This window comes from Brotocaccenecus cirricatena, from assembly GCF_020687045.1.
GTDB lineage: Bacteria > Bacillota > Clostridia > Oscillospirales > Oscillospiraceae > Vescimonas > Vescimonas cirricatena.
In genome coordinates, this window is the sequence record NZ_JAJEPW010000070.1 from 1 (window position 1) to 12,375 (window position 12,375).

A 12,375-nucleotide genomic window follows, 5' to 3' on the forward strand; every position below is an offset into this window, starting at 1 on the left:
TGAAATCCGTAAAGATTTTTGTCGTAGGTCGAACGCACTGCACCATCAGGTGATTTACCGAAGCGTGAATCCGCTGCTCCGGATTGCGGCATATCCTGCCGTTCTGTATGTTCTCATGCCGAACGATGAAGCCGATAGGGCGCTGCTGCGAACAGGGCATCACGGGCAGAAATCTGAGCGGATTTGCAGCACAGCGGATTTTTCACCGACAAGCACACTGGCATCACCGATACGAAAACCGATTATACGAAATTATGGAGGTAAAACCAAATGAAATCCAATCTGAGAAATGAAATCAAGTCGTACATCGTCCGTCAGGGCATGACCATGCAGGAGGTGGTCGATCTGCTGCATGACGAACACGGCTGGTCTGACAGCGTATCTAACCTGTCCAATAAGCTCCAACGGGAGTCCCTGCGCTATGTTGAAGCCGTCCAGCTTGCCGATGCGCTGGGGTACGAAATCGTTTGGCAACGGAGAAAGTGAGGAGGGATTTTTATGACAGAGGCAGAGAAGAAACTGTTGCAAGCACAGCACCGCTTGGAGGAAGCGCAGGCACGGAACCGGGTCAAGGAACGCAAGGTCCGTACCCGTAGGCTCATTCAGGAGGGTGCAATCTTGGAGAAAGTGCTGCCGGAGGTGCGGACGATGGAGCTGTCTGCGCTGGAGGATTACCTGATGCAGAAGCTGCCGCAGCACAATTGAATCCGCTGGGAGGTCTCCGGGAAACCGGGGGCCTCCTCTTTTCCTCCCGTAAGGGCGCACTTACTCACCACCCTAAAGGGCAGTGGTATTTCCTGCGGAAATCGTGCGCTCTGCGAGGCGGATGCGGCTGCTGCGGCAGCCTCCAGACAATGCCACAGCACTTGCAGGGTGCTGCTGTCATCGTCTGCGCAGGTCGCAGTTGTTTCTGCTTTGGAAACAGCTTGCACCCTGCCCGCACAAACCTGCCACCGGCAGCTTTGTTTGCGGCTATGCCCGAAGCTCATCTTCGGGGCATTTTCTCTTTTGCGAAAGAGAAACAGAAAAAGGAAGAACGAGGTGAAGAAGATATGGCGATTTATCATTTGGAAGCGAAGGTGGTCAGCCGGGGCGCAGGCCGCTCCGCAGTAGCTGCTTCTGCCTATTTGAGCTGCTCCCGCCTGTATAACGATTACGACGGGATTCAGCACGACTACACGAAAAAACAAGGGCTTGTCTGGCAGCAGATGTTTCTGCCGGAATATGCCCCACAGGAATGGCAAGACAGAGAAAAACTGTGGAACGCCGTGGAGGAAGTAGAGACAGCAAAAGACAGCAGGCTTGCCCGTGAGTTTGTTGTGGCTCTGCCCATAGAGCTAAACCGGGAACAGCAGATCGAGCTGCTGCAAGACTTTATCCGGGAGCAATTTGTGTCCGATGGAATGTGCGCCGACGCTGCCATCCACGACACCGACGGTCACAATCCCCACGCCCACATTCTCCTGACGGTGCGCCCGCTGGATGAGCAGGGACGCTGGCAGTACAAGACCGAAAAAGAATATCTCTGTATGAGAAACGGTGAAGAACGAGGCTTCACCGCCGCCGAGTTCCGGGCGGCGCAGAACGAGGGCTGGGAGAAGCAATATCCCTACAAGGTCGGCAAAAAGAAGGTCTATATGACACCGTCTGCTGCCGAGGCGCAGGGACTCATCCGGGCTGACAAGCATCCGAAGAGCACCCGCTACGGCAGACAGAACCCCATCTCCGAACGTTGGAATAGTGAGGAGCAACTTGTGACATGGCGGGCTGCATGGGCGGATGTGACCAATCTCTATCTGGAGCGCGCCGGACGGGCGGAGCGAATCGACCACCGCAGCAACGCAGCCAGAGGTCTGGATGAGCAGCCTACCATCCATGAGGGAGTGACCGCACGGGCGCTGGAGCGGAAAGGGATCATTGCTGACCGCTGCGAGATCAACCGGCAGATCAAGGCGGACAATGCCTTGCTGCGGGAGCTGAAAGCTGCGGTCAGGAAGCTGGCACAGGCGGTAAAGAACACCCTCCCGGTTATTGCCGAGGCGATGGAAAAGCTGCGGGCAAATATGATTGTTTTCCGCTATCAGCTGCGGCATATCGGCCGGGGCAGGCAGCGCATGAAAGATTATATCCACGCGGTTCAGCCGAATCTGGTGCGCTATACCGAGCTGGTTCAGGAGATTCGGGGCAAGGGCAAGGAACGCAAGTCTTTGCTTGCCCAAAAGAAGGAGACACCCCTCTATCTCATCCCGAAGCAGTGTGAACTGTCCCGCCATATTGCGGAGCTGACCGAGGAATTGGAAGAGCTGAAATCCGAGAAGGATATGCTGCTGCACTCGCTGGAATGCAGTGACGATGCCGGTATCGCTGCTGTGAAAAAGGACATTTCCACGATGGAAGCCGCACTAAAAAAGCTGTCGCAACAGGAAGAAAAGTACACGGCTGAGCTGAACGACGCTTTGCAGCAGTATGCTGATTTGAAGACGCAATCGGCAGAATTCGACCCAGACGAATTGCAGGACGCAAGGCTCGACCTGCGTCCTGCAATGGAGCGCTCTGTGGTTGACCGTGTGCAGTCTGCTTACGGAGATAAGTACGATTACTTGATGATGTACGACAGCAAGCGGGATGTTGCTGATATACTTCATGAGGAAACGGAAGCTCGCTCCATCCGTGAACATCTGCGTCAGAAACAGCAGGCACAGCAGAAGCAAAACAAGAAGAACAGCAGAGACACTTGGGAACGATAATATATATATGCTACCACATTCTTGCGCTTACCTCTATCCCAACTATTGACATAGAGCCGCACAAATTTAAAGGAGCACGGTCGTGGCTGACCGTGCTCCTTTAGCATCGCTTGCGATGCATAGTCACAGATGGAATCTGTGTCAAAGGGGTTCGAGGATTTTATCCCAGACAGGCGATTTATAAGCCCCTGCTGCGGCAGGGGCTTATAAATTTTGCATGAGTGGGTACCGCCATGCATTGCTCGTTAAGATCGTGCCCAACTTTTTTACTTACGCCGCATCGAATATTTGCGAGATAACAGCCCCTGTATATGCGCCTGCTGCACTGGCAATTAAGCTCACAAGTTCAGATTTTGCTTTTTGCTCACTTAACTTCAACAATTCATCACCACGAGGAGAACAGTCGTATGCGTTAGCACCATGTGGCGAGCCACATTTCGTCATTTCATAGGCTCACTAAAGAAGAGAAACCATTATCTCAGCTTATCGTTTCGATTTCTCCAAGCAAATCATTTTTTCCTGAGTTGCTAATTTTATCTGCAAAATTGACTTATTTATGAGGACTATCATAATCTGCACGCGCTGGAACACAAGAGCAACTTTTTGAAATAACGTACCTTTGAGGAGTCTGGACTGGCTCCTCTTTTTTGTTGCACAAATTGTGCAGGCGGTGCTTGCACAATTATCAACCTAACATCTGCATTCCATACAATCTCGATATTGTCCTCCTGTTGTTCTGCGTTATGCTTTCTCCGTGCATTTTCGTATTATTTATTCTGCCATCTGACTTCGCCCTTGGACAGAAGCGGATAACAGATCAGCTGATCTGAATCCAGATTTTCCGCATGCATGTCAACCGCTGTGATCTGATGATTATCATAAGTCGTATAATAATAAATACCTTTTGCTGTATTACAACAGGACGTGTATATCGTGATCTCATATTTGCCTTCTGTCACCTCACAGCATCCACGCTGCTGATCTACGGATCCTAAGATATGGAAGAACTGGCTTACACTCTCATCCTCTTCTTCACCGGAGATCGAATTTAATTTTGTAAAGGCAACTTTCACAAATCTTGACTGGCTGGAAAGATCTCCAGGTATTCCCATTCCACCCATTCCTCTGCTATATGCATCAAGCTGTAATACTCCTGCAAAAGTACTCTCCGGCTGTTTTCTGGATACTCCGGCATAATTATTCAGTGCAAACATCTGACTCGGGAATGGTGGATTATTGGTAAGCACTCCTACCGGATTATCATATACATGCAGCCCATCTTTCATAGACTCAACAACGATACAGGAGTCTTTGTCTGCAATGATCCAGTGAAGCTGTGCTGTCGGCAGCTGTTCACTGAATGCTGTGCCTGTCAGTCTCATTGCTGCCAGCTTCTCTCTCGCCTCTGCTACAGTAGCACACTGTGTAAGGATCCATGGGATGAACTCGAACTGTGCCACCTGGCTGACTTCTGTTTCATCTTCCGGCAAAGCTTCTTCATATGCCGCATTGCCGACAAAATTAAGACCTGCCATTCCAAGGCCTTTTTCATTAACAGCATCATAATAAAGCGGATAACCTCCTGCAACAAATGCCATTCCGATCAAAGCATAATGGCTTTTTATCTTCCCGGCAAACCGGAAATCAAATTCGTAATTTCTTGGCGTTATCGTGATCTGTTCCCCATAGGAAAATTCATAATCAAGCGTTCTGCCCATATAAAAATCTTTTGTTTTGTAAGTTGCTGCTGTACACATATCGAACACCTCTTCTTTCTGCTATAATAGTCCTGCAAACAATCTCATAAACAACTGTCCGAGCCATAAATATGCACTCCGTCCTGTGCGGTACTTTTCGGTCACTTCCCTGCATTCATTCGAGGATTTTTCTTTACACAATAACTCCATATAATTACCGGAATCAGACAAAGCCGAAAAAAGAAAGAAGATTAGGAACCGTAATAATTCTATTCAAATTTTCTTTCTGATTCACTTCACTCTGCATGTACGGTCACCTCACTTTCCTTTTTTTTAGGCATAAACCAATAAAATATAACACAAAATGCTAAAGCAAACACAACACCAAAAACATTTTGACTCACTCTAAGACTAACCGCTCCTTGTAGTCCATAAGTCTCTGCAGCAATGGCTAAAGCACCAAATGTGTTAAATACTGCCTGCCAGCCATATTGTGCTGAAAATCCTACACCGATTCCACCAAGAATTCCTATATATGCATAGATTGACGAAGGAAGCAGAAAATATAATACTGTAAAACATATAACACCTGCAATATTTCCGACAATCCTTTTACGGACTCTGTAGTGCATATCTTCCATAGACGGCAAAATCACGGACATGGCCGCAATACCAGCCCACATTGCACGTGGCATATTACAAAGTTCTGCAATGCAAAGGACAATCGGTACGCATAAAATCTGACATATCTGCCATTTTGTTCTGGAAGAAGTGATATCAAATTCTTGTATCAGATCTTTCAGATTTCTTTTATAAGTTCTGTTTTTATGATTTCGATAAAATACGAAGCAGGTAAGTGCTGCACCTAAAGCCATTCCGACTAATCGCATCTGATAGCTTTTTCCCGTAACATCATAACCATATAGCAGCAGATACCCAAGAACCAATGTAGATTGATTAAACATGGATGGATTATGGCATCCGAACAGAATCAACACAGCCAGTGCCGCAATATTTAACAGCATTCCCAATACCGGTGAAAACTGATTTGCTAAATGCGGACATACAGTCATAATTACAAAGAACAAAGCCAAAAGCATCGTAGATTGTCCGGTGTGGATCCCCAGATCCGCATTCCTAAACACCATGAGACATAATAAGACTACTACACCTACAATGCTGTTCTCATTTCCAAATAGGATGCTGAAAATACTAACAAAGAAAAAACAAAATGCCATTGTAGCAGCTATCTTCACCAGATATACCCACATATGATATAGTTTTTCTTTTAGTGTTTCACTCTTTTTCAACAGGTTTTTAGAACCTGCCTGATTTAACTGCAACTCCTGATAAAATGTCATATAAATACTCCCATCTTCTAATTTATCTTAAAACTAGATAATCTCATCTTTCTGCTTTGGCAGCTCTATAACAAATCTGCATCCACCATATTCACGGTTTTCTGCTTTGATTGTTCCTCCGGCACTATCTACAATCCGTTTTACAAGTGCAAGACCTAGGCCATTTCCTTCTGCTTTATGAGATCCATCTACCTGATAGAACTTGTCAAATATTCTGGATTTTACATCATCCTCTATTCCTGGTCCTTCATCTTCCAGAATGAACTTAACAGAATCCTGTTCTTGTTTCAGAAACATCGTAATTGTCCCCTTTGAAGGGCTGAACTTAATCGCATTATCTAAAAGATTTATCCAGATATGCATAAAAAGTCCTTCATTCGCAGTATATTTAACTTCCTCCAATTCTACCTGAAAACCAATTTCTTTTTCTGTCCATTTTGTTTCCAATGAAAGAACTGCCTGGCGGATCTGTTCATCCAGACGATTATCGTCAATAAACGCACAAACTATTCGAACGCCTGCTACATCATTGAGATATGTCTGTATTCTCGTCTGAGTTGCTTTGTACATTGGACAGCTCCGGTTTGCGGGTATGCAGCCGCCGTTCGATTGATTCGTGTAGAAGCTGAGATACAAGAGCCATTAACGGAATAAAGAAAATCATGCCAAGGACACCGAACAGTTTACCGCCCAGCAAAACCGCCAACAACGTCCAGAACGGGGATAGCCCTACACTGTTTCCCACGACGTGCGGATAGATGAACTGATTTTCAACAAACTGAGTTGCCTGATAGACGATCAAGCATAGGAGCGCCTTGTTCGGAGCCGCCAATAAAGTAAATAAAATGCCGAAAGCGCAGGAGAGAAATCCTCCAATATAAGGAACGAATGCAAAGGCGGCAGTTAAAACGGCTGTTAGCCCCGCATATGGAATCCCTGCAACAGAAAACGAAAGAAAGATCAATGTTCCAAGAATCATAACCTCGACACACTGACCAGAAAGAAACTTCGCATAGGTGTCATGTGCAAGTTTCGAAATATGGCAAATTCTATCTGCAACGGATTCCTTACAGTAGGCATACAGTGCCCGTTTGCTTTGACTGCTCAATTCACGCCATCCAATTAGCACATAGAATGTGATCACAAGTGAAATTGCAACATCAGCAATCGCAGATACCGTAGAGCCAGCAACATTGGCAACTGAGGAAATCACTGTGTTCATTTCGCTCGAAATGCTTTGCAGAATAGATTTCCAATCGAGCGCAGCAAAATGTGCCGACAGTTTCTCTGTGTCAATGCCGTATCTTTGCAATAAGCCGACCCAGTCAGGCCATTTTTCTTGAACAAGAGCAGCAATGCTTTTTACAGATGCAGTGAGCTGTGGAATCGCAATTACACACAGAAGAGCAATAATCGCAATAACACATATCAGCGTCAGTAACAGGCTTATCATGTCTATTTGCCGATCTATAGCTTTAGTCAGCTTTCGTCGAAGCCTCTTTGCCAGTCCGCGCACGGGTACACTCAGAACAAAGGCCAGCAAAAGGCCTGATAAAATCGGAGCGAGCAAGCCAATACACGATTTTAGAAAGTTGGCAACATAGTTTAGATTGTTGAATGCCGCAAATAAGATCACCCCAAACGTGATTAGTAGAAGCGGCTTTTTGTAGGATTTATCCATGATTACATCCTCGTAAGAAATCGGTTTGTTTTATTATTGGGGAGTATCTTATAGGCAATCCACCAACCAAAGAAACAGACTGGCAATGCAGCGAGAACATCCATGATAGAATGCTGTTTCATAAAAACGGTGGAGAGACTGATACACACGGCGATTGATGTAGCAGCGATTTTCCATCCGACGCTTTGGAGCGCCTTGCAATCCCATAACCCAAACATCGCGGCAACAGAGCCTATTACATGAAGTGAGGGGCAAACATTTGTATTGGTATCGAAACTATAGAATAATTCAATAAAGCGTGTAAGTAGATTATTGCGTACAAATGCTTCTGGCCGCAAATTTTGGCAGGTTGGAAAGAACAGGTAAATCAAAACCGTGATCGTATAGGTGACTATCACAAAATACATCATACGCCGAAATGCAGGTACATCGACGAAAAAAGTATAAACCAACGTACCGATTAGAAAGACAAACCAAAATAGATACGGAATCAACGCCCATTCACAAAATGGTATTATATCATCGAGTCCACAATAGACGGGATAGTAATTTCGTTGCGGTTGCAACCGCTCAAGAAACAAAAACAGCAAGCCGAAAATTGGCCAGTAAAGCAATAGCCTGACGTGAGAAAATTCAGGTGTATTAAGTTTATGGATGCGGAACTCACGGTAATTAACTTCCGGCTTTATATGATTACTTTGCATGACTGTATATCCATTCATAGATTTTATCGGCTGCCGTACATTCCGTCTGCGACCGCATTGCCGCGCGCATTTTAGAAAGAAGCACTGGGGCATTTAGCGTTTTTATTGTGGTGTCTGCGATTGCTTTTGGCGTATTGGCTGTGACGGCCATTCCATTACGCAGAAAAAAATTCAGATTATGTGTCTCGCAGCCAGCCACTGCATCGATAAGCACCATTGGTAACTCTGCCGCCATTGCCTCAGATGTACTTAGACCTCCGGGCTTTGTCAGGAATAGGTCTGAGGCTTGCATGAGCTGCGGCACATTATTGACGGTTCCCAGAACATGAACTTGAGAATACTTCTCTGTCCTTTTTTGGAGTTTTTTGCGTAAATCATCATTTGTGCCGCATACAACACTAAGTTCTTGTTCTGTTGTGAGGTAAGGGCAGAGATACGATATAATCTCCTCCATTGGACCGCAGCCCATGCTACCGCACATCATTAAAATATGTTGATGAGCAGGCGAGATTCCGGCGTTGGCTTTTCCTGCTTCTTGTGACACACGCTGGTAGAATTGCTGCCGCACAGGGATTCCACTGGCGATCAGCTTTTGAGGTTGAAGTCCACATTGTTCAAACTCACCTAACAGCGAAGTGGACGGAATGAAATACCAGTCCAGCGCAGAATCCGCTGTGCAGGGAGCGCAGGTATAGTCTGTAGAAATGTGGCTCGTTACAAGCTGTAAGCATGGGTGCTGTCGGCGCATTTCTGTCAACGCCAAGGCTGGGAATACATGAGTACAGATAATATTATCGTAGCCTGCAGAGCGGATGTATTGATACATCCGCTCTGCGCCGGAGGAAAGTAGCTTATAGATCGGCGTTCCCTCACAAAAAATATCTTCGTGAGATTCCGCACGCTGATACCCAGCATCAAAAAGCCTTGGAGCATGGCGGTAAATTCGGGTATGCCAATTAGAAATAAACGTGGATGCTTTTTCTGAAATAAACTGCAAAGAATCTGTAATATTGCAGATTTCTCCGCGAGAGTGGTAGGCTTCCTGAACTGCTTGCGCACAGGAGTTATGCCCTGCGCCAGTGTTGCAGCTTAGAATTAGTGTTTGCATTTGAATCTCCTATTTTTTCCTTTGCTGCATAGCAAACAGCTTTTGCAGGCGTGGGCGATTATAGCGCTGGACAACAATAAACGGCAAATTACCCAGCACAATGTAGATAATCGTTATACATACCCCGCCAACACCGGACCATATTTTCAGCAGTCCAAGACCGGCGATAGACAACAGAATATGTGTCCACTCTGCCACGCAAGTTTCTTCTATCATGCGCGGCAAGTTCTCATAGTTTTCCTTTGTCAGTTTCTTTTCCGGCATGATTTTAACGAATATGCGGCTCATATCGGGGATCTTTGCCTGCCATTTCCGAACATGAAGCCGCTTCCATAGTTTTTGCTCTGCCGGGTGGCAGACCCAAGGAAAACGATCGGCGTGAAACCAATGCTTCGGGATCAAGCGCCCCACTACAAAGGAGAGAACCCCTAACGCCGCGATATATAGCAGACACATAAGAAAATGCTTCATAAAAACCTCAACATAGCGGTGCGAAAATACGAAGGACACCATCTACGACCCAGCGGCGCGAATAATGTTTCATATCATAGGGCTTTACCTCTTTACATTTTGCCTGTGTAGCGATGAAATCGTCCTTTATTGCTGCAATAATACTGGAACGATAAAAGAACGAATTGTTTTCAAAGTGGAGAAAGAGACTGCGGTAGTCCAGATTGACAGTTCCTATCGTCGCAACTTTGTCGTCTGATACAAAGCTCTTTGCATGAACGAAGCCGGGAGTATACTCATAAATCTTGATGCCGCCAGTCAGCAACACCTGATAAAAGCTCCGAGACATACGGAAAATCAGCTTCTTATCAGGGATGCCGGGCATAATGATCCGCACGTCTACACCACGTTGAGCAGCGGAAATCATTGCATCCATCAAGTCATCGCCAAGCATAAGATACGGTGTAAAAAACCATGCGTAATCCGTGCTTTGAGAAAGCAAGTCAATAAAGAGCTGATTACTGGTAGCTTCATGGTTAAGGGGCGAATCGTAGTAACTAAGCACATAACCATCAAATGTGTGCGGCGGCGCAGGATACCTTTTGGGATATGTGGGCATTGCAAGCTGTCCTGCTTCTTTTTCCAGCGAAAATGCGTTCCAAAAGGTCAAGAACATATGGGTAAAATTTTTTACTGGCTCACCAGTAATCCGAAAGCCTGTGTCCTTCCAGTGTCCATAGGGATGTTCCAAATTGATATACCGATCTGATAAGTTGATACCTCCGCTATAAGCAACTTCGTTGTCAATAATCAGCATTTTGCGATGATCGCGATAGTTTGCAGTTCCTTTTAAGGCAAGGAAAGGATTAAAAGGAATACATGGAATGCCTTTCTTTTTCAGTTCACGGACATTACTGAAATTGAACGAAGAAATACTGCCAAGATCATCGTATATCACACGTACATCAACGCCCTGCTCCATTTTTACTTCCAGTTCGTTCACGATTGCGTCCCACATATGCCCCGGCTCAATAATGAAGTATTCTACGTAAATCGAGTTTCTTGCATTTTTCAAATCGGCAAGCATATCAGGGAACATATTATCGCCCAACGGATAGTAACGAACCTGCTCAACTGCACACATCGGATATTGCGTTTTTTCTTCCAGCCACCGCACTGTTTGCCCCATGCGTTTTTCGCCGTCAAAGGGCGCTTCTTTTATTGGAAGAGGCTGCGGATTGCAACTCTTTTGAACTTGCTGCAAGCGCCTTTTTAGAGGGCGGGCCGTCCGTTTATTTCCAAAGAGCAGATATAGTAACGCTCCTACCAAAGGTAGTGACAGAATAACCAGCAGCCAAAGCAATTTATAAGCGGTTTCATCTCTCTTTATAATAATAAATACCACCAAGAAAAACGCTGCAACGGAAAGCAGTGACACAATAATCGGTGCGTAAGGGGTCAGCCATTTCATCAACAGCAAAAGCCAGAGCGATTGTAAAGCCACCGCTGGAATAATTGTTAGAATGCGTCGAATGATTTTTCCCATATGTTTACCCCCCTCTATGTTATTTCTCCTCCGAAGATGCTTCCCAATCGCAAACTATTTGTGCCATTTCCTGTGGGGTTTCTTTATAGCCTCGTAATACCCACGCATTCATAAGCCCAAACAATCCATATGTAATAAATTGGATAAAGTAGTGCGTTTTGGCATCGGCATTAGCGACAATGGATGCCGCTTCTTGTAAATAGAAGTTTAGAATCACATATTGGCGATCAGCTGAGTAGAGCAGATCACAAATAGGACGAGTGGAAAGGCAAAATTCAAAAAACAGCCTGATGCCGTCATAACTACCAGTGGCGAAGTTGGTAGCACCGTGTTCGTCGGAAAAGCGCTTCCACAGACATGTGATTTTGAAAGACAGAACTTCATCTTTACTTTTGAAATAACGGAAATAAGTGGAGCGACCTACATCTGCCTTGGCAGTCATCTCCTCAATACTGATTTTTTCAATGGGTTTTTCTTTCATTAGTTCCAGCAACGCTGTACCCATACATTCTTTCAGATAGTCTGTTGTAGCCGTTGTCCTTCGCATAAGAAACGTCTCCTTTAATTGCGTATCATTGAAACAAGGATTGTCATTTGTTCCACTTTCGCTCGGACTATTGACAACGCCTGCTTCTGTGATATTCATAGCATCTATGATACTATCGTTTCATTTATACTATCATTTGCTATTTGCCCTGTCAAGCTAAAATGCGAGTACGACGAGCAGAAAGGAAAACTATGGGTACGATTTTTTTCCGTGTAAAACTCAGCGGAAAGCATGTGGCCGCCCTCTTGGCGCTGATGCTGCTCTCCGCTGTGACAGCCATGCTGCTGCCTACTGCCCTGGCCAGTATGATTGACATCGGAGTGGCCGGAGAAAACCGAAACACCATCCTAATCATTGCGGCGGTGATGGCAACCCTGGCCATTCTGCGGCTCTGTGTTTATTATATCTGAGCTATTCACAGTAAAGTTGGACATTTGTATTCAGCGGGAGAAAATAACCTTGACAAATCTCGTCTCAGAAGCGTATCCTTGAAACCTATGCAAAGCAGAACGGCTTTTCCAATCTGCGCTGGTA

Annotated in this window: 14 protein-coding genes and 3 pseudogenes; 6 read left to right on the top strand and 11 right to left on the bottom strand. The window is 45.6% G+C overall.

Annotated features, from left to right (window positions below; all coding sequences use genetic code 11):
* The 4 genes from LKD37_RS14970 to mobQ form a co-directional block, all read left to right on the top strand.
* Window positions 1-274 (top strand): hypothetical protein (locus LKD37_RS14970; RefSeq protein ID WP_302929917.1); only part of this gene is annotated, 274 nt, incomplete at its 5' end.
* Window positions 271-486: a DUF6471 domain-containing protein gene (locus tag LKD37_RS14975; protein ID WP_071430990.1), complete on the top strand. Its 216-nt coding sequence runs from the start codon at window positions 271-273 to the stop codon at window positions 484-486. The genes LKD37_RS14970 and LKD37_RS14975, both read left to right, overlap by 4 nt.
* Before the next feature lie 12 nt (window positions 487-498).
* The gene (locus tag LKD37_RS14980; protein WP_071430988.1) at window positions 499-705 is read left to right on the top strand and encodes a DUF3847 domain-containing protein; all 207 of its coding nucleotides are present in this window, start codon (window positions 499-501) and stop codon (window positions 703-705) included.
* Between the two features lie 347 nt (window positions 706-1,052).
* Window positions 1,053-2,747, top strand: coding sequence for a MobQ family relaxase (gene mobQ, locus LKD37_RS14985; protein ID WP_008978057.1), 1,695 nt, complete (start codon window positions 1,053-1,055; stop codon window positions 2,745-2,747).
* A gap of 270 nt (window positions 2,748-3,017) precedes the next feature.
* Here mobQ and LKD37_RS14990 read toward each other — a convergent pair whose 3' ends face one another.
* From LKD37_RS14990 to LKD37_RS15040, 11 genes and pseudogenes are all read right to left on the bottom strand, one after another.
* Window positions 3,018-3,191, bottom strand: a complete 174-nt coding sequence (locus LKD37_RS14990; RefSeq protein WP_302929918.1) for a hypothetical protein — start codon at window positions 3,189-3,191, stop codon at window positions 3,018-3,020.
* A 323-nt stretch (window positions 3,192-3,514) separates the two neighbouring features.
* Complete coding sequence (gene bsh, locus LKD37_RS14995; protein WP_009295645.1) at window positions 3,515-4,504, bottom strand: choloylglycine hydrolase; 990 nt, start codon at window positions 4,502-4,504, stop codon at window positions 3,515-3,517.
* Window positions 4,505-4,626: 122 nt separating this feature from the next.
* Window positions 4,627-4,751 (bottom strand): annotated as a pseudogene (locus tag LKD37_RS15000) (CDP-alcohol phosphatidyltransferase family protein); the annotation flags it as partial.
* Complete coding sequence (locus LKD37_RS15005; RefSeq protein WP_005946426.1) at window positions 4,741-5,805, bottom strand: FUSC family protein; 1,065 nt, start codon at window positions 5,803-5,805, stop codon at window positions 4,741-4,743. The pseudogene LKD37_RS15000 and the gene LKD37_RS15005, both read right to left, overlap by 11 nt.
* Before the next feature lie 33 nt (window positions 5,806-5,838).
* Window positions 5,839-6,288: pseudogene (locus LKD37_RS15010) on the bottom strand (sensor histidine kinase); the annotation flags it as partial.
* Between the two features lie 43 nt (window positions 6,289-6,331).
* Window positions 6,332-7,486, bottom strand: coding sequence for an AI-2E family transporter (locus tag LKD37_RS15015; RefSeq protein ID WP_302929919.1), 1,155 nt, complete (start codon window positions 7,484-7,486; stop codon window positions 6,332-6,334).
* Between the two features lie 2 nt (window positions 7,487-7,488).
* Window positions 7,489-8,190 (bottom strand): phosphatase PAP2 family protein, encoded by a 702-nt coding sequence (locus tag LKD37_RS15020; protein WP_008978052.1) that lies wholly within the window; start codon window positions 8,188-8,190, stop codon window positions 7,489-7,491.
* Entirely contained in the window at window positions 8,180-9,298 is a 1,119-nt protein-coding gene (locus LKD37_RS15025; RefSeq protein WP_008978051.1) for an MGDG synthase family glycosyltransferase, read from the bottom strand. The genes LKD37_RS15020 and LKD37_RS15025 overlap by 11 nt, the downstream gene beginning before the upstream one ends.
* 9 nt (window positions 9,299-9,307) lie before the next feature.
* Window positions 9,308-9,769 carry a glycosyl-4,4'-diaponeurosporenoate acyltransferase CrtO family protein gene (locus LKD37_RS15030; RefSeq protein WP_009295644.1) on the bottom strand — a complete coding sequence of 154 codons (462 nt, stop codon included), beginning with the start codon at window positions 9,767-9,769 and terminating at the stop codon, window positions 9,308-9,310.
* Between the two features lie 7 nt (window positions 9,770-9,776).
* Window positions 9,777-11,294, bottom strand: coding sequence for a cardiolipin synthase (gene cls / locus LKD37_RS15035; protein WP_008978049.1), 1,518 nt, complete (start codon window positions 11,292-11,294; stop codon window positions 9,777-9,779).
* 19 nt (window positions 11,295-11,313) lie between these two features.
* On the bottom strand, window positions 11,314-11,940 hold the full coding sequence (locus tag LKD37_RS15040; protein ID WP_238043823.1) for a TetR/AcrR family transcriptional regulator: 627 nt from the start codon (window positions 11,938-11,940) through the stop codon (window positions 11,314-11,316).
* Window positions 11,941-12,032: 92 nt separating this feature from the next.
* On the opposite strand from LKD37_RS15040, the gene LKD37_RS15045 reads away from it, so the two are divergent.
* Window positions 12,033-12,251, top strand: a complete 219-nt coding sequence (locus LKD37_RS15045; protein WP_302929920.1) for a hypothetical protein — start codon at window positions 12,033-12,035, stop codon at window positions 12,249-12,251.
* 56 nt (window positions 12,252-12,307) lie between these two features.
* A pseudogene (locus tag LKD37_RS17835) lies at window positions 12,308-12,375 on the top strand (recombinase family protein); the annotation flags it as partial.